24 protein-coding genes are annotated in these 20,412 nt (G+C 63.3%); 9 read left to right on the top strand and 15 right to left on the bottom strand.

Features of this window, described 5'->3' with window-relative positions; genetic code table 11:
* Positions 1 to 5 precede the first annotated feature (5 nt).
* Complete coding sequence (locus AC1DZP_RS08405; RefSeq protein WP_477301530.1) at positions 6 to 1,628, bottom strand: ABC-F family ATP-binding cassette domain-containing protein; 1,623 nt, start codon at positions 1,626 to 1,628, stop codon at positions 6 to 8.
* A gap of 257 nt (positions 1,629 to 1,885) precedes the next feature.
* Between AC1DZP_RS08405 and AC1DZP_RS08400 the strand changes: the two genes are divergently transcribed.
* Entirely contained in the window at positions 1,886 to 2,185 is a 300-nt protein-coding gene (locus AC1DZP_RS08400; RefSeq protein WP_095091227.1) for a hypothetical protein, read from the top strand.
* A gap of 300 nt (positions 2,186 to 2,485) precedes the next feature.
* Here the strand turns inward: AC1DZP_RS08400 and AC1DZP_RS08395 are convergent, their stop codons facing one another.
* Positions 2,486 to 3,184, bottom strand: coding sequence for an SDR family NAD(P)-dependent oxidoreductase (locus AC1DZP_RS08395; protein ID WP_477301528.1), 699 nt, complete (start codon positions 3,182 to 3,184; stop codon positions 2,486 to 2,488).
* A gap of 161 nt (positions 3,185 to 3,345) precedes the next feature.
* On the opposite strand from AC1DZP_RS08395, the gene AC1DZP_RS08390 reads away from it, so the two are divergent.
* On the top strand, positions 3,346 to 3,975 hold the full coding sequence (locus AC1DZP_RS08390) for a glutathione S-transferase family protein (protein WP_477301526.1): 630 nt from the start codon (positions 3,346 to 3,348) through the stop codon (positions 3,973 to 3,975).
* A 140-nt stretch (positions 3,976 to 4,115) separates the two neighbouring features.
* Positions 4,116 to 4,604, top strand: coding sequence for an RrF2 family transcriptional regulator (locus AC1DZP_RS08385; protein ID WP_477301524.1), 489 nt, complete (start codon positions 4,116 to 4,118; stop codon positions 4,602 to 4,604).
* Positions 4,605 to 4,811: 207 nt separating this feature from the next.
* Here AC1DZP_RS08385 and AC1DZP_RS08380 read toward each other — a convergent pair whose 3' ends face one another.
* From AC1DZP_RS08380 to AC1DZP_RS08365, 4 genes are all read right to left on the bottom strand, one after another.
* Positions 4,812 to 5,231 (bottom strand): cupin domain-containing protein, encoded by a 420-nt coding sequence (locus AC1DZP_RS08380; protein ID WP_477301522.1) that lies wholly within the window; start codon positions 5,229 to 5,231, stop codon positions 4,812 to 4,814.
* Between the two features lie 61 nt (positions 5,232 to 5,292).
* Positions 5,293 to 6,045: an SDR family oxidoreductase gene (locus tag AC1DZP_RS08375; RefSeq protein WP_477301521.1), complete on the bottom strand. Its 753-nt coding sequence runs from the start codon at positions 6,043 to 6,045 to the stop codon at positions 5,293 to 5,295.
* Between the two features lie 67 nt (positions 6,046 to 6,112).
* Positions 6,113 to 6,592, bottom strand: coding sequence for a carboxymuconolactone decarboxylase family protein (locus tag AC1DZP_RS08370; protein ID WP_477301519.1), 480 nt, complete (start codon positions 6,590 to 6,592; stop codon positions 6,113 to 6,115).
* Between the two features lie 351 nt (positions 6,593 to 6,943).
* Positions 6,944 to 7,543: a YdeI/OmpD-associated family protein gene (locus tag AC1DZP_RS08365; RefSeq protein WP_477302197.1), complete on the bottom strand. Its 600-nt coding sequence runs from the start codon at positions 7,541 to 7,543 to the stop codon at positions 6,944 to 6,946.
* Positions 7,544 to 7,744: 201 nt separating this feature from the next.
* Here AC1DZP_RS08365 and AC1DZP_RS08360 point away from each other — a divergent pair, with 201 nt between their 5' ends.
* Complete coding sequence (locus tag AC1DZP_RS08360; protein WP_477301517.1) at positions 7,745 to 8,089, top strand: VOC family protein; 345 nt, start codon at positions 7,745 to 7,747, stop codon at positions 8,087 to 8,089.
* A gap of 91 nt (positions 8,090 to 8,180) precedes the next feature.
* Positions 8,181 to 8,792 (top strand): hypothetical protein, encoded by a 612-nt coding sequence (locus tag AC1DZP_RS08355; RefSeq protein WP_477301515.1) that lies wholly within the window; start codon positions 8,181 to 8,183, stop codon positions 8,790 to 8,792.
* 21 nt (positions 8,793 to 8,813) lie between these two features.
* Here AC1DZP_RS08355 and AC1DZP_RS08350 read toward each other — a convergent pair whose 3' ends face one another.
* A complete protein-coding gene (locus AC1DZP_RS08350; protein WP_477301513.1) occupies positions 8,814 to 9,287 on the bottom strand; it encodes a cupin domain-containing protein in 474 nt (157 codons plus the stop codon).
* Positions 9,288 to 9,352: 65 nt separating this feature from the next.
* Here AC1DZP_RS08350 and AC1DZP_RS08345 point away from each other — a divergent pair, with 65 nt between their 5' ends.
* Complete coding sequence (locus AC1DZP_RS08345; protein ID WP_477301511.1) at positions 9,353 to 9,814, top strand: MarR family winged helix-turn-helix transcriptional regulator; 462 nt, start codon at positions 9,353 to 9,355, stop codon at positions 9,812 to 9,814.
* A gap of 35 nt (positions 9,815 to 9,849) precedes the next feature.
* Here AC1DZP_RS08345 and AC1DZP_RS08340 read toward each other — a convergent pair whose 3' ends face one another.
* Entirely contained in the window at positions 9,850 to 10,755 is a 906-nt protein-coding gene (locus AC1DZP_RS08340) for a S1C family serine protease (RefSeq protein ID WP_095091217.1), read from the bottom strand.
* A 241-nt stretch (positions 10,756 to 10,996) separates the two neighbouring features.
* On the opposite strand from AC1DZP_RS08340, the gene yghU reads away from it, so the two are divergent.
* The gene (gene yghU, locus AC1DZP_RS08335) at positions 10,997 to 11,863 is read left to right on the top strand and encodes a glutathione-dependent disulfide-bond oxidoreductase (RefSeq protein WP_477301509.1); all 867 of its coding nucleotides are present in this window, start codon (positions 10,997 to 10,999) and stop codon (positions 11,861 to 11,863) included.
* Between the two features lie 122 nt (positions 11,864 to 11,985).
* Here the strand turns inward: yghU and AC1DZP_RS08330 are convergent, their stop codons facing one another.
* Positions 11,986 to 12,288, bottom strand: a complete 303-nt coding sequence (locus tag AC1DZP_RS08330; protein ID WP_457152161.1) for a DUF1236 domain-containing protein — start codon at positions 12,286 to 12,288, stop codon at positions 11,986 to 11,988.
* 871 nt (positions 12,289 to 13,159) lie between these two features.
* On the opposite strand from AC1DZP_RS08330, the gene AC1DZP_RS08325 reads away from it, so the two are divergent.
* The gene (locus AC1DZP_RS08325; RefSeq protein ID WP_095091761.1) at positions 13,160 to 13,366 is read left to right on the top strand and encodes a hypothetical protein; all 207 of its coding nucleotides are present in this window, start codon (positions 13,160 to 13,162) and stop codon (positions 13,364 to 13,366) included.
* A 381-nt stretch (positions 13,367 to 13,747) separates the two neighbouring features.
* Here AC1DZP_RS08325 and AC1DZP_RS08320 read toward each other — a convergent pair whose 3' ends face one another.
* On the bottom strand, positions 13,748 to 14,299 hold the full coding sequence (locus tag AC1DZP_RS08320) for an isochorismatase family protein (RefSeq protein ID WP_477301506.1): 552 nt from the start codon (positions 14,297 to 14,299) through the stop codon (positions 13,748 to 13,750).
* A gap of 117 nt (positions 14,300 to 14,416) precedes the next feature.
* On the opposite strand from AC1DZP_RS08320, the gene AC1DZP_RS08315 reads away from it, so the two are divergent.
* Positions 14,417 to 14,827 carry a DUF5071 domain-containing protein gene (locus AC1DZP_RS08315; RefSeq protein ID WP_477301504.1) on the top strand — a complete coding sequence of 137 codons (411 nt, stop codon included), beginning with the start codon at positions 14,417 to 14,419 and terminating at the stop codon, positions 14,825 to 14,827.
* 44 nt (positions 14,828 to 14,871) lie between these two features.
* Here AC1DZP_RS08315 and AC1DZP_RS08310 read toward each other — a convergent pair whose 3' ends face one another.
* From AC1DZP_RS08310 to ku, 5 genes are all read right to left on the bottom strand, one after another.
* A complete protein-coding gene (locus tag AC1DZP_RS08310) occupies positions 14,872 to 16,470 on the bottom strand; it encodes a WD40 repeat domain-containing protein (protein ID WP_477301502.1) in 1,599 nt (532 codons plus the stop codon).
* A gap of 121 nt (positions 16,471 to 16,591) precedes the next feature.
* Positions 16,592 to 17,362, bottom strand: a complete 771-nt coding sequence (locus AC1DZP_RS08305; protein ID WP_477301501.1) for an exodeoxyribonuclease III — start codon at positions 17,360 to 17,362, stop codon at positions 16,592 to 16,594.
* A 4-nt stretch (positions 17,363 to 17,366) separates the two neighbouring features.
* On the bottom strand, positions 17,367 to 18,011 hold the full coding sequence (locus AC1DZP_RS08300) for an alpha/beta hydrolase family protein (RefSeq protein WP_477301500.1): 645 nt from the start codon (positions 18,009 to 18,011) through the stop codon (positions 17,367 to 17,369).
* Positions 18,012 to 18,224: 213 nt separating this feature from the next.
* A complete protein-coding gene (locus AC1DZP_RS08295) occupies positions 18,225 to 19,337 on the bottom strand; it encodes a tetratricopeptide repeat protein (RefSeq protein WP_477301499.1) in 1,113 nt (370 codons plus the stop codon).
* A complete protein-coding gene (gene ku, locus AC1DZP_RS08290; RefSeq protein ID WP_477301497.1) occupies positions 19,334 to 20,242 on the bottom strand; it encodes a non-homologous end joining protein Ku in 909 nt (302 codons plus the stop codon). Before ku ends, AC1DZP_RS08295 begins: the two co-directional genes overlap by 4 nt.
* Between the last annotated feature and the right edge of the window lie 170 nt (positions 20,243 to 20,412).

The raw sequence follows: 20,412 nt of genomic DNA, 5'->3' as shown, positions 1-20,412 counted from the left end.
CGCCCTTAGCTCCTGAGCCCCGGCGCTTCCTGCCCCGTCCGCTCGACATATTCGGTATAGCCACCGCCATAAGTGTGGATGCCTTCTGGCGTCAGTTCCAGCACGCGGTTGGAAAGCGCCGCCAGGAAATGCCGGTCGTGCGACACGAAGAGCATGGTGCCTTCATACTGCGAGAGTGCCGTGATCAGCATCTCCTTGGTGGCGATGTCGAGATGGTTGGTCGGCTCGTCGAGCACCAGCAGGTTGGGTGGGTCGAACAGCATCAGCGCCATCACCAGCCGCGCCTTCTCGCCACCTGACAGCACCCGGCATTTCTTCTCGATTTCGTCGCCGGAAAAGCCGAAGCAGCCGGCAAGTGCCCTGAGCGGCGCCTGGCCGGCCTGCGGGAACGCGTCCTCCAGCGTCTGGAACACGGTGCGCTCGCCTTCCAGCAATTCCATGGCGTGTTGGGCGAAATAACCCATCTTGACGCTTGGACCGCGCGCCACCGTGCCGGCGTCGGGCTCGGACGCACCGGCGACCAGCTTCAACAGCGTCGACTTGCCGGCGCCGTTGACGCCCATGATGCACCAGCGCTCGCGCCGGCGGACCTGGAAATCGAGCCCCTCATAGATGCTGCGGCTGCCATAACCCTTGTGGACGCTCTTCAGCGTCACGACATCCTCGCCACAGCGCGGCGCCGGCTGGAAGTCGAACGACACCGTCTGGCGGCGCTTGGGCGGCTCGACGCGGTCGATCTTGTCCAGCTTCTTCACCCGGCTCTGCACCTGGGCGGCGTGCGAGGCGCGCGCCTTGAAGCGCTCGATGAAAGCTATCTCCTTGGCCAGCATCGCCTGCTGGCGCTCGAACTGGGCCTGCTGCTGTTTGTCGGCGATCGCCCGCTGCTGCTGGTAGAATTCGTAATTACCGGAATAAGCGGTCAGCGAACCGGCGTCGATCTCGACCACCTTGTTGACGATGCGGTTCATGAACTCGCGGTCGTGCGAGGTCATCAGCAATGCGCCATCATAGTTCTTCAGGAAGGATTCCAGCCAGATCAGGCTCTCGAGGTCGAGATGGTTGCTCGGCTCGTCGAGCAGCATGGCGTCGGGCCGCATCAGAAGAATGCGGGCCAGCGCCACGCGCATCTTCCAGCCGCCGGAGAGTTTGCCGACATCGCCGTCCATCATCTCCTGGCTGAAACCCAGGCCATCGAGCACCTCACGCGCGCGGCCGTCGAGCGCATAGCCGTCGAGCTCCTCGAAACGGTGCTGCGCCTCGCCATATCTGGCGATGATGTCGTCCATCTGGTCGGCCTGGTCGGGGTCGGCCATGGCGGCCTCGAGTGCGGCCATCTCAGCCGCCACGTCGCTCACCGGCCCGGCGCCATTCATCACTTCGGCCACCGCGCTGTGGCCTTCCATGTCGCCGACATCCTGGCTGAAATAACCGATGGTGACGCCGCGATCGACCTGCACCTGGCCTTCGTCGGGCTGTTCTTGCCCGGTGATCATGCGAAACAGCGTCGTCTTGCCGGCGCCGTTGGGGCCGACGAGGCCGACTTTCTCGCCCTTCTGCAGCGCCGCCGATGCTTCGATGAAGACAAGCTGACGGCCGTTCTGCTTGCTGATGCTTTCCAGTCTGATCATGCGATTTCCGGGGGCTTGGAACTTGGAAGGATTTTCCCCGGGGCCATACGCGATGGCGAGCGCCAGAGGAAGAGGCGCAAGCGCCGCAGCGGGAGCACTCTTTCCCTCCTTCCTGTGGGAGAAGCCAAAACCGTCCCCGGACACAATCCAGAAACAAGATTCAACAGTTCGGAAAAACTGGCGAAAAGATCGGCTGGCATAAGCATCCCGCGGCGGCCGGAATGGTCGCGGCACAACGCCAACGGATGTCACCGGCAATGCAACGAGGTTTGAACGGATGGACGGGTGCCCTGCTCGGCATGTCGCTTGCCGTCACCGCGATCGGACCGTCGGAAGCAAAAGCCGCGATCACCCGCAGCGAGCACTGCGACCGGCTCAGTCATCAACTCGACGAAGTCATCCAGACGAAAGCCGAGACAGCCGAGGTCGCCGAGGCAACGACACTGCAGAAGACAGCCATCCGCTTCTGTGCCGAGCGCAAGCAGGCGCAAGGCATCAGGACGCTGGCCAACGCTCTGGAGCTGCTTGGGGTGACGCCGGACGATGAGGCTGAGTGAGATCAGATCTATGAAACCAGTTTTTGAAGCCCAGGCTTTCAACACGTCAAGAAGCACCCCCCACAAGAAGGACGGCAACAAGCACGCCAAGGGTTGTTGATCGCCCTTCTCTCTAACTTCCTCCCAGGGAAAGGCCGCCACTCGCAAAAGCGAGGGCGGCTTTTTTCTTGCGCGAGCATTCCGCCCGGAACTGCGCGAAATCAAGATCTTACAGCGGCTCAACGATTCAATAAGTGAACCGTCCGAAACCAAACAGCGGTTGAATCTGTGCTCCGCCGATCATGCCCGCGTCCGGGATCCTCACCATGGCAGTCTTTTGCCGTCGCGAAAGAAGCCGCCGGTCGGACTATCGTCCGGCAAGGTCGCCGCCCAGACGATGCCCGCTGCTCCTTGCGCCACGGGGCGCCCGCCCGGCCCGCCCATGTCGGTGGCGACCCAGCCCGGGCAGACGGCGTTGACCAGCACGCCGGCGCCGCGCAGTTCGGCCGCCAGCACGCAGGTCAGCGCGTTGAGGGTCGCCTTCGATGTCGAATAGGCCGGCGCCCCTGCCCCCATCGAGGCCAGCGAACCGCCCTCGGAAGAAACGTTGACCAGCCTGCCATGGCCGCCGGCCTTGAGCAGCGGCGCGAAGGCGGACGCGGCCCGCCAGGCGCCAAAGACATTGGTCTCGAACGCTTCGCGGATTACCGTCCAGTCCGGCAGCAAGGCTCGCGAACCGGCGTCGTAGTGGATCGCGGCGTTGTTGATCAGCACGTCGAGACGGCCGAACCGGCGCTCGACATCCGCCGCCGCCAATGCCGCAGCGTCGGGCGCCGCGACGTCGAACGCGATGGCCTCGACATGGCCGTCGAGGCCTCGTGCCGCCGCTTCGCCTCTGGCGAGGTCGCGCACGCCGAGCAGAACGATGAAGCCGAGCTTCGCCAGCTGGCGCCCGGTCTCGAGCCCGATGCCGCGATTGGCGCCGGTAACCAGCGCGACCTTGCTGGATTGCGTGTTCATCTGCTGCTCCTGGGATGTCGATTGCTTCGCGAGAAAGATGGCGCGCGCGGAAGTGATTTATTAGGTGGCGGGGATCGCAGTCTTCATGCGATGGCGTGCAGGAATCGGGTGGTGGCCTGGCGGCGCGCCATGCGATGGTTGATCCATCACGAGGACCAGCCATGCTCAAGCTTCATGATTATCTGCCATCGCAAAATGGCTGGAAGGTCCGGGTTCTGCTCGGGCTGCTCAAGATCCCCTATGACAGTCGCATGGTCTCGATTTTCGAGGGCGAGAGCCACACCGACGCCTTCCTTGAGCTCAATCCTGCCGGTGCCGTCCCCGTGCTCCAGCTCGAAGACGGCAGCGCCATCGCGGAATCCAATGCGATCCTGACTTACCTCGCCGAAGGGACGCCCCTTCTGCCGGCTGACCGCTATCAACGCGCCAAGGTCATGCAGTGGCTGTTCTTCGAACAATACAATGTCGAGCCGGTGATCGGCTCGCTGCGCTTCTGGACCTTGACCGGTCGCCTCGAGCGCAACCAGGGCATGGTTGCGGGCAAGCGCGAAGCCGGAGCCCGCACCCTCGCCGCCATGAACCGCAGCCTTGGCGACACCCCGTTTCTCGTCGGAAACGATTTCACGATCGCCGATGTCGCTGTCTATGCCTACAGCCATCGCGCCGAGGATTGCGGCTTCTCGCTGGCGGACTATCCGGCGGTCATGGGGTGGATTGGCCGCGTGCGCGACGCCATCGGCCCCGGCCATCCGGTCCATCCCTACAGCATTGACCCGCATTCCGGGGCCTGAAAGGGCTTACTTCTTGCCCTGCGGACGATGCTGAAACCGCCCCTCCGGCCGCACAGGGACCTGTCTGTTTACATCGCAGTAGAATAGGGATATTTTATATCCTTAATAAGCTCGGTCAGTATCGACCCCGGAATTCATCGATGATCCTGAAAAGCCAAGTCGAATGGGCGCTGCACTGCTGCGCCATTCTCGCAGGCCTGCCTGCCGGGCGCTATCTCTCGACAAAAGCGCTTGCCGAGTTCCACGGCCTTCCCAAGGAGTATCTCTCCAAGGCCCTGCAAAGCCTGTCGCAGGCGGGCCTGGTCCATACGACGCTGGGTCCATCAGGTGGATATCGATTGGCGCGGACACCGGCTGAACTGACCTTCCTGGATATTGTCGAAGCGGTCGAGGGCAAGTCGCCGACGTTCGTGTGCAACAACATCCGCGCAAACAACCCATGCCGTCCGCAGGGCTATTGCGAAAGCAGCCCTTGCGCGGTGTCGCGCATCATGTGGGAAGCCGACGAGGCCTGGCGTGCAAAATTGCGCAGCGTCAAGCTTTCCGATCTCACCGAGGCCTTGGCGCAGGAGATTCCAGCCGAACTCTGGAAGAGCAGCTTTGAATGGGTGCTGGAGCGCGCTGGATGAATGGAAAATGGCAGATCGTGGCAGATAGAATACCAGACAACAGGCGGCCGTCGGACGCCCTGAGGATGCCACGCGAAAATGCCGGCCCCGGAAGCATGAACGGCACTGGGCAGTGATCACCCGACATGGGCTCGCCGGCATGGTCTACCGGAACGGCCGGACACCAGGAAGGGTGCCCGGCCTCTTCGGCCTACTTGTCTGGTCGGTCTACTTCTTGACCGGATAGGTCAGTTCTTTCTGGTTGGTGTCGACCACGAAGACTGCCAGTAGTTTCGCTGGCTTGGTCTTGCTGCCGTTCTCGCTCACACTGTGCCGATCGCCCGGCAGCTCCGAAAAGCTCTCGCCGGCCTTGTAGACCTTGACCGGGCCATCATTGACCTGGCTGCGGATGGAGCCTTCCAGAACCGTTGCATAGATGAAGGCGGAGGTCGGATGGGTGTGCGCTTCCGAGTGACCGCCGGGACCATATTCGACCAGAATGCCCTTGATGCTCTTGCCGGGGACATTCGGCAGTTCATGTTCATAGACGAGCGTGACTTTGGCGGCCTTCCCGCCTGTGGCCTCGGCTGCGGCCGGGCTTGCCAGGGCTGCCGTGACGATGAGGGCGGTGAGGATTGACTTGATCATTTCGAAACTCCTTTTGCGTTGAGTGGAACGCCGCCCCCGAAGCTGCGGTGCATCGTGACGGTCATTTCCGCGCCGAGGTGGCGAACCATTGCTCGAAGGTGATGCGGCCGAGACGGGGATTGTTGTCGGAGACGAGCGACGTGTCGTTCAGCCTCGCGCCGAAGTAGAGCGCATCCGGATCAGTCACGACCTTGCGAGGATCGCCGGCAGCCTTCAGGTAGCGGGCGACGAGCTCGCTCATTCGCACACGCTCCGGACCGGAAATCTCGATCATGCCGTTGATCGGCGCAGCGAGCGCGACACCGGCCATGACGTCGGCGACGTCATCGGACGCGATGGGTTGTACATAGGCCGGCGACAGATGCACGGCGTCGCCGACCGTACCCGATTGGGCGATGCCAGCCAGGAACTCCATGAACTGCGTGGAATGAACGATCGTGTAGGGAATGCCGGAAGCCTTGATCAGCTCTTCCTGGGCGAGCTTGGCGCGGAAATAGCCGACGTCCTGCAGGCGTTCGGTTCCGACAACCGAGAGCGCTATGTGGTGCTTGACGCCGGCAGCCTTGTCCGCTGCGAGCAGATTGTGGCCCGAGGTCTCGAAGAATTCCATCGCGGCTTTGTCCTCGAAGGAGGGTGAGTTGGCGAGGTCGATCACGACCTCGGCGCCCGCGAGCGCTTCCTTCAGACCTTCGCCGGTGATGGTGTTGACACCGGTATTCGGGGAGGCGGCGATCACCTCACAGCCCTGCTTGCGCAGGCGTTCGACTGTCTTGGAACCGATGAGGCCGGTGCCCCCGATGATGACGATTTTCATAAGACTTCTCCGTTAGCGGCCGCCACGTCGCGCCGCATCGATTGATGGGTCTGCCAGAAGGACGGGGTTAGTTCAGGCCTGCCTTGTCGAGGCGGTAGAGTTTATCCGCAGAGCCGGGCACGGTCTTGAAGGCGACGTTAGCACGGTTCCAGGCGTTGATGGCCATGATCGAGAAGGTCAGGTCGGAGATCTCCTTTTCCGAAAGCTGCCCACGCACACGCTCATAGAGCTCGTCCGGAATACCGCCTTCGGGGAGCTTCGTGACGGCTTCGGCCCAGGCAAGGGCGGCGCGTTCACGAGGAATGAAAAGGTTCGATTCCCGCCAGATGGCGACATGGTAGAGCCGCAACTCGCTCTCGCCGTGGATCTTTGCTTCCTTGACATGCATGTCGAGGCAGAAGGCGCAGCCATTGATCTGGGACGCCCGGATATGGACCAGATCGCGGATCTTCTCTTCGATCACGCTGCGCGCCTCGGCCATGCTGAAGTCGAGAAACTTCTTGAATAGCTCAGGCGATTGTTGGGCGACGTTCAGGCGCTGTGTCACTGCACTCTCCTTTTGAGGACATTTAATATCCTTAAGGATATATGATATCCATAATCCTGTAAAGCGCCTCCCGCCTGGGATGCGGGACATAAGGTTTATGTCGAATAGTATGGGTGAGAGTGGACATCGTATCGGGATTGCGAACGTTCCCGCGAGTGGCGGAGACAGGGTCCTTCTCGGCGGCGGCGAATCGGCCTCGATCTGACGCAGCCGGCCGTCATCAGCGCCTTGACTGCATTGCACCCGAAAGCCCGAGGCGGCCATACCCACCGTGGCTGGAGCAATTCCAAGAAAGTGTGAAACGGGGTGCGGCTAAACGCAAAGCGCCGGCAGTCCGGCGCCTGAAAGGACTTACTTCTTGCCCTGCGGATGGATCGTCTCGCCGCGATTCAGCACCGCGACGAAGGTAGCGATCTTCTTCTTGCGGCCAGCTTCGGTCTTCATGTTGTGGGTGCGGAAGGCAAGCGCGAAGCGGTTCTGTGCGCTGAGCTTTGCCAGCATCTCTTTCGCCTTGGGTTCGGCATCTATGGCTGCCTGCAGGTCATCGGGGATTTTCATCTCCTTGCCGCTGCCGTAGGCGCGCGCCCAGCGGCCATCGGCCTTGGCTGCCTCGACCTGTCTCAGCCCATGCTCGGTCATGCGACCCTCCTCGACCAGCCGCGCGACATTGTCGATGTTGATCAGGCTCCAGATGCTCTTCCTGCCGCGCGGCGTGTAGCGCTGCAAGAAACTGTTGTCGTCGAGCCCCTTGCGCACCGCGTCGATCCAGCCGAAGCACAGCACCACGTCGATGGCCTCCTTCGGCGTGATCGACTTCAGCCCCGACCCCACCTTGTGGATCTTGATCCACACCTCGGTTTCCGCAGCGTGGTGCTTGCCGAGCCAGGCGTGGAAGCTGGCCGCGTCCGGGAACTCCCTGACCTTGTCGGGATCGACCTTGACCGGCGCCATCAGCCGGCCTGCCCGCTCGCTGCGCTTGCCGCTCGCATCACCGTCATGCCTCCAGCATCGTGCCAAACATCATCCATCAGCATCGCGACATGGGCCCCTGTCAGTTTTCGGCAGCAGCAAAGCCTGCTGGCGGATGACGATGGAACGCACCACCCATCGCCGCGTTCCGGCTTCAGTGCAACCGCCGGATGGAGGTTCCCGATGACAATCCAGACCATTTTCGCCCATGTCAGCTGCGCCGACCTCGAATCGAGCATCGGCTGGTATGCAAAGCTCTTCGGCAAGGCGCCGCTGCGCCTGCCGATGCCGGGCCTGGCCGAATGGCAGTTCAGCGACAGCGCTGAGGTGCAGCTCTTCGAGGACAGGGACAAGGCCGGTACCAGCACGCTGACGCTCGGCGTGCTGCCGCTGGCGCCCGAGCGGCAGCGGCTGATGGATGCAGGCCTCGAACACGGCCCGATCGAGGAAGCCGACGATTTCTACATCATGCGCCTGCGCGACCCCGACGGGAACCTGGTGGTGTTTGCGAGTGCGCAACGCGACTAGGCCGCCCCTCGGCCGAAAATATTTTCCTCCACCCGCTGTCGAAATCTCGCAGACCTGCGATGGTCCTGTTCCACACGCTTGGGAACACATCATGAAATCTCTGCTCTTCGCCCTGGCGATGCTGTTGCCCACAGTTGTCCTCGGCGAACCGATCGACACTCTGAAAATCATCACGGCGGTGACCGGCGACTTCAACGGCGACGGCGCCGTCGACCTTGCCATGGTGGTCGAGACCCAGCCCGGCAATCCGATGGACATCCACTTCTTCCTCAGGGACAAGGAGCACAATTACCTCAAGCCCGTCGAAATCGTGCACGAGCAGATCCTCGGCGAATGGAACGGTTACGACAGGCCGGGCTACGAAAATTCAGACACCGAGCCGGAACTGACGATGCTGCCGAACGGGTCGATCAAGTTCTATCTGCCGGCGATGCCGATCGGCGGCCAGCGGACCAACATGACGCTGACCATCGCCTGGCGCAACGGTGCCTTCATCGTCGCCGGTTTTGCCTATGACTACGAGGACTTCCAGCAGGATAATGTCGCCAGCGCCTGTGAGTACAACGTGCTGACCGGCAAGGGCACCAGCAGCAAGACGCAGCCTGACGGCAGCTCGAAGCACAGGACCGTCTCGGTGGAAGGCCGAACCGTCGCCTTCAAGGACTGGAACCCGGGTGCTGATTTCAGCGCTTGCGACGGGTGACCGGCGTCTCTTCGACCGCCTTCACGTCGGTGGCGGCGCTGCCGGCGTCAATCCGTGCCGGCGCATGATGTCCATCATTTTGAGCTTGTCCGGCGGGCCGCCGGCGGCAGCATTGAGCACCGCAAAGGCCTCGCGAAAATAGTCCGGGCCGATCGCCGCCGGCGTGATGACGCAAAGCGCCTTGGCATCCCTGGTGCCATTGTTGTCAAACCGGTGAACGGCGCCGCGTGGAATGCACAGCGCCTCCCCTGGCCCGACCTCGATCGCCTTGCCGTCGACGGTCCAGGTCAACACCCCGTCGACGCCGTAGATCGTCTCTTCGTAGTGGTCGTGGCTGTGCGCCGGCGCCGGCAGCCGCTGCGCGCCGGGCACCATCAGTTCGAAGGCGGCGACGCTGCCGTTCGAACTGTCGCCTGACACCAGGAAGCGAACCGACAGCCCCTTGGTACCGATGGTTTCGTTGGCTGGATTGACCTGAAGATCCAAGGCTGGCATTGCACAAGCTCCCCGAGTAAATTACATTTACCGCCTATGAGTAAACTCAATTTACCGGATCGTCAATGGCCACATCCGCTGAAGTTCTGCAGACCAAGACCGAGGACCTGCTGATCGGCGCGCTGCTGCGCGTGCCGGCGCAGGCGATCCAGCACCGGCTGATCAAGGAGCTCAACGCCGCCGGCTTCGACGAATTGCGCCTGCCGCATATGGCGGTGCTGCAGTTTCCCGGGCCGGACGGCGCGCGCCCGGGCACCATCGCCGAGCGCGCAGGCATGAGCAAGCAGGCCATCAACCAGCTGCTCAGCAGTCTCGAAGGTTACGGCTATCTCGTCCGCTCCGACATTCCGGGCGAAGGCAGTGCGCGCGTGGTGCGGTCCACCGAACGCGGACACGCCGCCTTCTGGAAAATGGTCGATATCCTGCGCGACATCGAGGAAGAGTGGCGCACCGAACTCGGACCGGAACGCTTTGCCCAGCTGAAAGCGCTGTTGTTTGTCGTCTGGGACAGCCCGCTGGCGCGCTGAGCGGCCGACTGGGATGCAAGGAACCCGACCGATGCCTACTGCAGCTGTGGCTTCTTGAGGAAACTGCCGCGGTCGGCCGATTTGACGCGCAGCCAGGTTTCGCGGCCGTCGCGCAGCACCCGCATCGGGATCTCCGCGCCGGCCGAGCCGCTCTCCCAAAGCTTGCGATAGAAATCGGCCAGCCCATCGACCGCGCCATCACGGATGTCGGAGATGATGTCGCCCTGGCGCAGGCCGGCCTTGGCGGCCGGGCCGCCTTCGGTAACGCTCATCACCACCACCTTGCCGTCGCTTTCGGCCGACAAGGCGCCGAGCCACGGGCGCGGCGGCCTGGCCACATGGCCGCGCGTTAGCAGATCGTCGAGAATGGGCGGCAACAGGTCGATCGGCACCACCATATTGATGTCGGCGACCTCGCCGTTGCGGCTCATCTGCAGGCGCAGCGAACCGATGCCGAGCAGCGAGCCGTCGGCGCCGAACAACCCGGCGCCACCCCAGGACGGATGCGCGGGCGCGATGAAAATCGCCTCGTCGAGCAGATACTCCCAATAGCCGGCGAATTCCTGCTTGGTGACGATCCTGGCTTGCACCGACTGGCCGACGCCGTCGGCCAGCACGACTGCGTCGCCGATCCTGGCCTTGCCGGCATCGCCGAGCGCCACCGCCGGCAGCCCGAGCGGCGCCAGCGCCTGCACCAGCCCGAAGCCCGATTCCTGATCATAGGCCAGCGCGTGCGCCGGGATGACACGGCCGTCATGACTGGTCAGCCAGACCTCTTCCGCTTCGGTGATGAGATAGCCGATGGTCAACACCAGCCCGTCGTTGCGGATGACGACACCGCTGCCTTCCCTGAGCGTGCCAAGGGCACCCGCCGTAAAGGCATCTTCCGGAACGGTGGCCCGCACGGCAACGACCGAGCGCGGATTGGGATTGATGGTCATGCTGTCATTCCTGGATAGGTGATAATTCTATAGGTATGCCGCAAGGGAGATGGTGCAAGGGGTGAGAAGCGGTTCGCGCGGCCACTGGCATGATGAATTCGCTTCGCGATCCGGCTGATCACCCCACCAGGGGAAGGGAAAACGGAGCCTCCGTCAACAATAGTTCAACGCAAGTTGAACTTCCCCCTCTGAAACCCTAGCTGTAGGGCGACCTGCCCATCCTTCCCCACGAGGCCCCGAGATGACCGACTACACCCCGCCGAAAGTATGGACCTGGAGCAAGGCGAATGGCGGCGCCTTTGCCAGCATCAACCGGCCGATCGCCGGGCCGACGCACGACAAGGACCTGCCTGTCGGCAAGCACCCGCTTCAGCTTTATTCGCTGGCGACGCCGAACGGCGTCAAGGTGACCGTCATGCTGGAGGAACTTCTGGCCCGCGGCCACCAGGGCGCCGAATATGATGCCTGGCTGATCCGCATCAACGATGGCGACCAGTTCGGCAGCGGCTTCGTCGAGGTCAATCCCAATTCAAAGATTCCCGCCTTGATGGACCGCAGCGGCAAGACCCCGGTGCGCATCTTCGAATCCGGCTCGATCCTCGTCTATCTCGCCGAAAAATTCGGCGAATTCCTGCCGACCGAACAGCCGGCCCGCGCCGAGGTGCTGTCCTGGCTATTCTGGCAGATGGGTTCGGCACCTTATCTGGGCGGCGGCTTCGGCCATTTCTACGCCTATGCGCCGGAGAAGTTCGAATATGCCATCGACCGCTTCTCGATGGAGGTAAAGCGCCAGATGGACGTGCTCGACCGTCGGCTGGCCGAAACCGAATATCTCGGTGGCAAGGACTACAGCATCGCCGACATGGCGGTTTGGCCCTGGTATGGCGGGCTGGCGCTCGGCCGCATGTACAATGATTCCGGCGAGTTTCTGTCCGTGCAGGAGTATAAGCACGTTCAGCGCTGGGCCAAGGCGATCGACGCACGCCCGGCGGTCAAGCGCGGCCGCATGGTCAACCGCGCCTTCGGTGAACCCGCCATGCAGCTGCATGAGCGCCACGACGCCCGCGACTTTGAGACGAACACGCAGGACAAGCTGGCCGCCGAATAGGCCACGGCAAAGCCTGCCTCAACGGAAAGCCCGCCACCGACGCGAATGTCTGGTGACGGGCTCCTCCCAAGACAACCCAACGCGGGCAATCCCGGTGTGTCGGCCTATGCGTCGGGGGCCACTCAGTGCAGGACTTGGACGATCTGGCGTGTCTCTGGATCGACCAGGACGGTCTGATCATTGATCACGGCGACGCGATATTTGACGTCGGGCACCTGACGCAATTCGACCGTGTCGGGCACCGACGAGCCAAGCTTGAGTTCGACGCCCAGCAGGTTCACCGACGCAAGCGGCTCCTTCTTGATGTATTGGCGAACGACAGTCTCCTGCTCCGGCTGGACGACGACGACGTTTTCCGCCATCGCCACGCCAATGCCACCCATCAGGACGATCGCGGCCGCAGCACTCGAAAGATAATGTTTCATCATAGCCTCCATTGTATTCATCGAAACTCCGCCCTGGATGAAAACTCCGCCGCCACCGTGAGGTTCCATTTCAATTCCCGAATTGAAAGCATCACGAAATCGACCTGATATTAACGCTTGTTGATCCAGCTATCGGTCTAAGAGGCACAAAAGCTTCCGGAGTTCGTAGATAAATTATACAGATCGGTGCTGGATCGCACACAGAACTGCCAACAGCTACACGGGTCACCGGAGAACGCCCCATGGCATGGGCTTCAAAGGGTCGTCGCCACCGGCGCTGGATCGGCCTCAATATTTTCATTGCCTAGCCAACGTAGAGCGCACCGTGTCGTTCCAGCCGCCTGTGTTGTTTTCGCCGAAGCTCCGACACGAAAGAGGCCCGCCTTGCTGGGAGCAAAGCGGGCCTTAGACGGTGTGGCCGGAGATGGCAGTCCTCACAGGTCACACTCAAAACGCGAAGCGCTGGCGCTTGGTTCCAGCCTTGGCATACTGCGCCCCCGTGGCGGCGGTGGTGGCGGCCGTTGCCGCGCTGTGCCTGTGGCGTCAGGGCTGCCAGCGCGGGCCATTTTTGATGCCGCGATTGCGGCGAAGACGCTTGGCCGGCTAAGTTTTTTACCGATCCTGACCCCGCGAAACGACCGCGTCATTATATCGCGTTTGACTAAAATACCGGAACGTCCAATGCACATTGCCGGAACCGAACAGGGCCCCTAGGACCTTTGCGGCCGGCACCTAAGACCTTGGTCCTAGACGAAAACGCAAACGGCCGATGTGGCCCGGATTGACGTCCGGAGAAGGGAACATCTCGCTTTGGCTGTCGTTTGTCGCGATGTCGCCGGCGCCGCCGGATCCATATCGGGAGGACAGAACGATGCCGCATCGATCCACCGTCGTCAAAACAGGCAACGGCCCGGTCACGGCGATTGCCGTGCTGATGGTAGGATTGATGGCGGTGGGGATGGTGTTTCTCGTCCTGGGCGGCGCGCTCTACCTCAACGAGCAGCCGTCGGATCAACGTGCGCTGTCGTCCCTTCCCGCCCGATCGATTCAGGCGACCGATCGCAGCGCGGCAAACTGATCGGGCTGCGCGCTCGGCGGAACATCCAGCCGCCTTTTCGAATCGACAGCAACCCGCCGGCCAGTTTGGGATTGAGGAAAATCGCCCGATGCGGCAAGAACGAGAAACTGTCTCACGCCGTGATGACCAGGACGCCGAATCTGCACTTTAGTCCCGGCCTATTCCGCTTTCGCGGAAGTGTCGGCCGGCGGGCGATGTGCAATGATGTCAATGCGGCGGTACGAGCCGCCCTGGTTGACGCGGGCGCCCGAGCCATCCCAACAATGCGCCCCCCCGTCCGCGTCGACCACGGCAGGCACCTGGCGGTCTCGTCCGATCCGCAGTGCTGGACAAGTTGTCGCGCGAAGTGACGATCAGCCTGCCGCCAAATTCGTTACAGCTTCAGCCGCCGACCAGTGCCTTCGTCGTCACCAGATTGACGCCGGCCTCGGCGAATTCATCGTTGTGGCGGGTGATGATCTGCCGGGCGCTCTCACTGGCGCTGTCCAATGTGCTGTGCGCATCGGAGACCACGGTGACGCCAAGCCCTCTGGCCATCGCGCCCTTGACGGTCGCAGCCACGCAAAAATCGGTCTGCGCGCCCAGCAGCACGACAGCACCGGCGCCCTGCCCGGCGACCCATTCGCCAAGGGCTGCATTGCTGAAGGCATTGCCGACGCTCTTGGCGAAAGTCGGCTCGTCCACGGCCTGGCCGAGAGCCGGCCACACCGGCCAACCGGGTTCACACGGCGCCAGCGGATCGCCCGCCGGTCCGTCATGCCTGACAAAGGCGACCTTGCGCCCGCCGCGCCGCGCCCAGTCGATCACCGCCCGGGCACGCTCGGCAATGGCTGACGCCTCATGGATCGGCGGCTCGTGCACACCGTCGAACATGCCGGTCTGAAGGTCGATCACGATGAGCGGCGCTTTGTCCGCGAGGCTGGATGCTGACATGGCGCGAACATAGCGTGGGCGGCGAGGGGGTCAAGGATGGTTGGCAGGCGTGTGGCCATTGACAGCAATCTTCGAGCACTCAAGAAGCGTAGAGATTATGGGCGGAAAGCGACTTGTATGATTGACCCACAGAGCCTGCTCCCACGCGACAAGCACGATCTTGACTCAATCGCTCTGATTGTCGAAGCGGGCTATCCGGCGGTTGCGCCGATTTTGGACCAACTGTTGGAGTGGACTGCCGATGGCAACTGGCCGGTGGCTAGTCCCATCGCTGATTTCCTTGTCACTTTGGGGACACCGCTGATCAATCCGGTCTCACGTATCCTTCAGGGAAAGGATGGAACTCAAAAGTGGCACTGCATCAACTCGATCGTGCAAAGATTGCCGATGGACGTTCTTCGCGGCCTGGAGGAGGATCTGCGCCGATTAGCGGATCATCCCAGCGAAGATGACAGACGAGAAGAGGTCGATATTGAAGCACGCGAGGTCCTGCTTCGTTTCGAACCCGATCATGGCGTGAAGCTGTAGCTGACCCCACCCCGTAATGGCTCCGGCCGCTCCTCGGGCGCCATTCACCCCGGCGCCCCTGCAAACAGCACCACGCCGTCGCCGCCTGCGGCCGGCCAGTCGCGGATGGTACGGTCGTAGCCGCCGGTCAGCACCGTGCCGTCGGCGGCGAAGGCCACCGCATAGATCGGCCCGGTCTGGCTGTCGAACATGGCGACCTGATTGCCCGTTTCCATGTCCCACAGGCGCGCCGTGCCGTCGAGCGAACCGGAGACCAGGCGCTTGCCGTCGGCCGACAGCGCCAACGTGTAGACGGTGCCCTCATGGCCCTCGAAGCGGCGCACTTCGCGGCCGCTGTCGAGATCCCAGAGCTTGATCGTATAGTCTCCACTGCCGGTGATCAGATGATGGCCGTCGGCGGTGAACACGGCGCCATAGGTGCCTTGCTCATGCCCATGCCAGCTGCGCAGCTGCTTGCCGCTGTCGATGTCCCAGAGTTTCAGCGTGCCATCGATGCTGCCTGAGATGGCGCGAGTGCCGTCGGGCGAGACGGCGACAGCGCTGACCGACCAGTCGTGCCCGCTCATCACATGCAGCACGGTGCCCTTCTCGAGGTCCCAGACGATGACGTTGCCGGTCTCGTGGCCGGTCACGGCACGTTTGCCGTCGGGGCTGATCGCCAGCTTGTTCACACCGCCATTCTCGCCCGCCGAAAAGACATGCAGCACAGCGCCGTCGGAAAGTTTCCGCTGCACCATCTCGCCGTCGTCGCCGGCGGTCAGCGCGCTGACGCCATCGGGCATGAACAGCGCGGTGCGCACCATATCCTTGTGGGCGCCGAGGGTGCGGATCAGATGCTTGCCGGCGATGTCCCAGAGCTTGATCGTGTGGTCGGTGCTGGCGCTCATGATCGTGTGCCCGTCGGGCGCCACGGCCAGCCAGACGACAGCGTCGCGATGACCCTCGGGCTCGGTCGGCAGCGGTGGCGGAGGCGGGGGCAGAGGCGCGACGGTCGGTGGCGGGATCACAGCGACCTCCGGCGGTGTCGGAACGGCGGGCGTAGGCGGTGTCGGAACGGCGGGCGTAGGCGGTGYCGGCGGCGGGTTGGCCGCTTCCGGTGGTGGGGCGGGTGGAGATGGCGCCGGCGGCGTGGCTGCCGGTGGAACTGCCGGTTCCTGGACCGGCGGCGCACTGGCGACGTCCTGCCCCTTCGGCTCGGCAGGCTTGGGTTCATTCTGCTTGGGTTCGTTGGGCTTGGGTTCGCCGGGCTGGCTGGCAATTTCGCCACCGCGATCATGCCAGGGGCCGAACCGGTCGACGGCCAGCACCGCAAGCACAACCAATGGCAGGGCGAGAAATACCTTGCGCAGGCCGGGCCTGCCGGTGTCCTGCACCTCCGCCGCGCGGCCGAACAGCGGCGCGCCGGCCTGATGGTTCGGGCGCCCCGGCAGACGACCTGCCCAGAACAGCAGAGCGCCAATCAGGCAAGCGAGTGCCGCCACCAGCAATGCGGCCAGCCGGATGGAGGTGGAAGCCCCGGCGGAAGGCGAGACACCGCGCCAGACGACGACTGCATCGCCAAGCACCAGCCAGGCGCGCCAGACGCAAGCCACGGCCACCACCAGCAGGATGATTGCAATCAGCCTGTCGACGACTCTGTTCATCGGCCCCCCTCGGCGCCATCGCAGGCACAGTTCAGTTCACGAGATTACCAGTGGAAAAGGTGTTCGCAAAATGGCGCATGCGAAAGCGGCGTCGGCAGGCTCCCGGCAAATTTCACCCACGCTACTTCAACTCCGCCCAAACCGGCGCATGGTCGCTGGCGCCGTCTTGCCCGCGCACCTCGCGGTCGATGCCGGCGGCGGTCAGGCGCCGCGCCATCGTCTTCGACAGCAGGATGTGGTCGAGCCTGAGCCCCGCGTTGCGCGGCCAGCGGTTGCGGCGATAATCCCAGAATGTGTAGAGCGTCTCCTTCGGGTGCTTCTTGCGCAGTGCATCCGTCCAGCCCTGCATGATCAGCCTGGCGAACGACGCCCGGCTTTCCGGCTGCACCAGCGCGTTATCGTCATAGGAGCGGGTGGCGTAGATGTCGCGCGGCTCGGGCACGATGTTGTAATCGCCGGCCAGCACCACCGGTAGGCCGGTGTCCAACAGCTGCTCGGCGTGTGCCTCCAGCCGTTCGTGCCAGGCGAGCTTGTAGGCGAATTTCGGGCCGGGCTGGGGGTTGCCGTTCGGCGCATAAAGGCAAGCGATGACGATGCCGTCCACCGCCGCCTCGATGTAGCGGCTCTGCTTGTCGGCATCGTCGCCCGGCAAGGCATCGCGGGTCAGCACCGGTTCCGAGCCCCGCGCCAGGATGGCGACGCCGTTCCAGGTCGGCTCGCCTTTCCACACCGCGCCATAGCCCGCCGCGGCCAATGCCGAACGCGGAAACTGCGTGTCGCGCGCCTTCAGTTCCTGCAGGCACACGACATCAGGCTTTGCCGTCGCCAGCCATGCCAGCAGGTTCTCCAGCCGGCTGTTGACGTTGTTGATGTTGAAGGAGGCGATTTTCATCGGCTCAGGAAACGATCCGGCCCGTCCACGCCTTCACAGCCTCGGCCAGCGTCTTCAAATGTTCGGCCGCCGAAAATCCTGAAACGCTCTTGCGCGGTTTGAGATCATGGTCGCCGTCCTCCAGCCAAACGATTTCGATCTGGTCGGAAAGCGCGTAGGTCGCGACCTCGTCCTGCGTCCCGAACTCGTCACGTGTGCCCTGGAAGATCAGCGTCGGCGTTTTCAGGTTGGCGAGATGTTTGGTCCGCAATTGCTCGGGCTTGGCCGGCGGATGAAAGGGATAGCCGAGGCACAGCAGGCCCGATATCTCGCCCTTGGCAAACATCTCGTCGGCGACCATCGAGGCGACGCGCCCGCCCATCGACTTGCCGCCGATGATGAGTGGGCCGGTTACGCCCTTCGCCCTGAGGTCGGCGATCGCCTTGACATATTCCGGGTTCACCGTCTCGGCCCGCGGCGGCGGCTTGCGATGCCCGTAGCGGCGGGCTGCCATGTAGTGGAATTCGAAGCGCGCGACCTGGAACCCAGTCGCCGCCAGCGACTTGGCGGTGGCCGTCATCGAGGGAGAATCCATCGACGCGCCGGCGCCATGTGCGAGCAGGATGGCGACGGGGGCGGTCTCGGGGCCGTCGAAGAGGAAGGTGGTCATAGGGCGGCCTTCCCCGAGATGTCGTGTTCCGTCCCACCCCCCTCTGTCCTGCCGGACATCTCCCCCGCAAGGGGGGAGATCGGCAGCTTTGACGTTCCGCTCAATGTCCAACGTTGGCGATTGGGGAAAGCGGTGGCGACATCCAATCTCCCCCCWTGCGGGGGAGATGTCCGGCAGGACAGAGGGGGGTGTTCAAGCGCCAGCATCAATCCCTCACCCAGCCGTCCGCGCCAGTTGCAGATCCACGAACTGCACCCCCTTGGCCGCCACGAGCGCCCATTCGGAATCCGTGTCGAGTTCGAGATAGCGCGCCCAGTTGCGGCGGGCCTCCAGCAAATTGCCGGCATCGAATTCCAGACGGGCCAGATTGAACACCGGATCGGCATAGGTCTTGTCGAGCGCGATCGCCTTCTGCAGGTGCCTTCGCGCCGAAGCCTCGCGGCCTTGCTCGCTCATCAGCCCGGCGAGGTTGAACCACGCCTCGACAAAGGCCGGGTCGAGCTTTATCGCGCGCGCATAGTCGTGCGCTGCTTCCCTCCCGTGCCCCCCGGCGCGCAGGCAGTTGGCGCGGTTGAAGGCGGCAATCGCATCTGTCGGGCCGATGGCGAGACAGCGCTGGTAGAGCACCGCCGCCGCGTCATGGTCGCCGCCCTCCTCCGCCGCTTCGGCCTCGGCGAACAGCTCTTCCAGCGTGTCGTCGGCCTCTGAACCGGCGTTGCCCAGATCGAACAGCAACTGCCCGTCGAGCTCGCTCTGGCCGCCCTCGAGATAGATCGCGTCGGGCCGCCCATGCTGCGAGCCGACGTTGAGGGACTTGGCGGTCAGCGAAGCCACCGGGCCCGAGCGATGGACTGACCGCGCTATCGCGCCCCAGGTCGCGCCGCCGGCCACCAGCCCAGCATATTTGCGCGCCAGGATGAGGTCGCGGAAAGAATAGGGTTCGCAGTCATGCTCGAAAGCATCGAACAGCGACAAAAGGTCGAGGTCGGAGCCCGACAGCCGCGACTGCTCGATCAGCGATTGCCTGGAGAGCGAGGACGCCTCCGGCGCCTTCATCAGGCCGAGCAGGCGCAGGAATCCGTTCTCGCTGATTGGCGTCCGCCCGGCGGTCCGCTCGGCGGCGACGCGGCGCTCGATCTCGGCATCGCCGGCCTTTGCCAGATGGGTCCGCCCGAACACGACATGCGTGGTGCGCCTGGTGACACCGCGCCGCAACTGGCCGTGCTGGCGCTCGACCTCGCGTGCCGCCAGCCTGAGCGGAAACGCCGCCAGCGCGCCGATTGTGCCGAAGACGGCCCCCGGGACCAAACCGGCCTGTGCCGTCATTTCTTGCTCTTGCCGACCGCCTTCAGCAGATTGGCCTTCAGCGGATTTTCAACAGCGCCGCCCGCTGCCGCCTTGACCTTGGCCGCCGGCTTGGCGACCTCGTCGGCCTTGCTCTTCGACTTGGCCGGCGGCTTCGACTGCGACAGGCTGGCCTTCAGCGCGTCCATCAAATTGATGACATTGCCGCGCTCGGGGGCTGCCGCGATGATCGGCTTGTGGCCCTTGAGCTTCTCGCGGATCATCGTCATCAGCGCGATCTCGTAGCGATCCTCATAGTTCTTCGGATCGAAGGTGGTTTCCTTCTGCTTGATCAACGCTTCGGCCAGCTGCAGCATTTCCGCATCGGGTTTTCCGGCCGGTATGTTGCCGAAATACTCAGCTGTTCCACGCACTTCGTTCGGGTTTCTCAAGGTGCACACGAACATGCCGTTCTCGCGCGCGCCGATCGTGACCACGCGCTCGCGGCTGGACAGCACCAGCCGGGCGATCGCCAGCTTGCCGGATTTGCGCATCGCTTCGCGCAGCACGGCGAAGGTTTCCTCCGCCATCGCGCCGTCGGGCGCGAGGTAATAGGGCGCGTCCTGATAGATGACGTCGACCTCGCCCTCGTCGACAAAGGCCTCGATGTTCATCGTGTGGTTGGATTCGATGCGCACCGCGTCGAGGTCGGCATCATCGATGATGATGTACTGCTTGTCCTCGTATTCGTAGCCCTTGACCAGATCCGAACGCTCGACCAGCCCCAGCTCGGGATCGACCGGCTTCATGTTGATGCGGTTGTGGGTCTTCTTGTGCAGCTGGTTGAAGCTGATGCGTTCGCTCGCGCTGGTGGCGGGATATAGCCGCACCGGACAGCTGACGAGGCTGAGCTTGAGGTAACCTTTCCAACTTGCCCTGGGCGCCATGAAACACTCCTACGCGGCCATGCACTGTCACACCGGTGCAGCGCTGTTCGTCCGAAGGACGAGCGACGCCACTGAAATCCTACACCGATCCCGCACAATACAGGCAAATCCCTGACGAAATCTTTTAGGTCGGCACAGGTCGAGGGCGGAGAATAATTCAAATTGTCGGG

The sequence above is a fragment of the Mesorhizobium sp. P2_F8 genome (assembly GCF_056403655.1).
The sequence above is the reverse complement of the archived record's forward strand: the minus strand, read 5'-3'. Positions and strand labels throughout refer to the sequence as shown.

Bases quoted from the DNA above. Each gene is read 5' to 3' on its own strand.
- AC1DZP_RS08405 (WP_477301530.1), bottom strand. From the start codon at position 1,628: ATGATCAGACTGGAAAGCATCAGCAAGCAGAACGGCCGTCAGCTTGTC.
- AC1DZP_RS08400 (WP_095091227.1), top strand. From the start codon at position 1,886: ATGCAACGAGGTTTGAACGGATGGACGGGTGCCCTGCTCGGCATGTCG.
- AC1DZP_RS08395 (WP_477301528.1), bottom strand. From the start codon at position 3,184: ATGAACACGCAATCCAGCAAGGTCGCGCTGGTTACCGGCGCCAATCGC.
- AC1DZP_RS08390 (WP_477301526.1), top strand. From the start codon at position 3,346: ATGCTCAAGCTTCATGATTATCTGCCATCGCAAAATGGCTGGAAGGTC.
- AC1DZP_RS08385 (WP_477301524.1), top strand. From the start codon at position 4,116: ATGATCCTGAAAAGCCAAGTCGAATGGGCGCTGCACTGCTGCGCCATT.
- AC1DZP_RS08380 (WP_477301522.1), bottom strand. From the start codon at position 5,231: ATGATCAAGTCAATCCTCACCGCCCTCATCGTCACGGCAGCCCTGGCA.
- AC1DZP_RS08375 (WP_477301521.1), bottom strand. From the start codon at position 6,045: ATGAAAATCGTCATCATCGGGGGCACCGGCCTCATCGGTTCCAAGACA.
- AC1DZP_RS08365 (WP_477302197.1), bottom strand. From the start codon at position 7,543: ATGGCGCCGGTCAAGGTCGATCCCGACAAGGTCAGGGAGTTCCCGGAC.
- AC1DZP_RS08360 (WP_477301517.1), top strand. From the start codon at position 7,745: ATGACAATCCAGACCATTTTCGCCCATGTCAGCTGCGCCGACCTCGAA.
- AC1DZP_RS08355 (WP_477301515.1), top strand. From the start codon at position 8,181: ATGAAATCTCTGCTCTTCGCCCTGGCGATGCTGTTGCCCACAGTTGTC.
- AC1DZP_RS08350 (WP_477301513.1), bottom strand. From the start codon at position 9,287: ATGCCAGCCTTGGATCTTCAGGTCAATCCAGCCAACGAAACCATCGGT.
- AC1DZP_RS08345 (WP_477301511.1), top strand. From the start codon at position 9,353: ATGGCCACATCCGCTGAAGTTCTGCAGACCAAGACCGAGGACCTGCTG.
- AC1DZP_RS08340 (WP_095091217.1), bottom strand. From the start codon at position 10,755: ATGACCATCAATCCCAATCCGCGCTCGGTCGTTGCCGTGCGGGCCACC.
- yghU (WP_477301509.1), top strand. From the start codon at position 10,997: ATGACCGACTACACCCCGCCGAAAGTATGGACCTGGAGCAAGGCGAAT.
- AC1DZP_RS08330 (WP_457152161.1), bottom strand. From the start codon at position 12,288: ATGAAACATTATCTTTCGAGTGCTGCGGCCGCGATCGTCCTGATGGGT.
- AC1DZP_RS08325 (WP_095091761.1), top strand. From the start codon at position 13,160: ATGCCGCATCGATCCACCGTCGTCAAAACAGGCAACGGCCCGGTCACG.
- AC1DZP_RS08320 (WP_477301506.1), bottom strand. From the start codon at position 14,299: ATGTCAGCATCCAGCCTCGCGGACAAAGCGCCGCTCATCGTGATCGAC.
- AC1DZP_RS08315 (WP_477301504.1), top strand. From the start codon at position 14,417: ATGATTGACCCACAGAGCCTGCTCCCACGCGACAAGCACGATCTTGAC.
- AC1DZP_RS08305 (WP_477301501.1), bottom strand. From the start codon at position 17,362: ATGAAAATCGCCTCCTTCAACATCAACAACGTCAACAGCCGGCTGGAG.
- AC1DZP_RS08300 (WP_477301500.1), bottom strand. From the start codon at position 18,011: ATGACCACCTTCCTCTTCGACGGCCCCGAGACCGCCCCCGTCGCCATC.
- AC1DZP_RS08295 (WP_477301499.1), bottom strand. From the start codon at position 19,337: ATGACGGCACAGGCCGGTTTGGTCCCGGGGGCCGTCTTCGGCACAATC.
- ku (WP_477301497.1), bottom strand. From the start codon at position 20,242: ATGGCGCCCAGGGCAAGTTGGAAAGGTTACCTCAAGCTCAGCCTCGTC.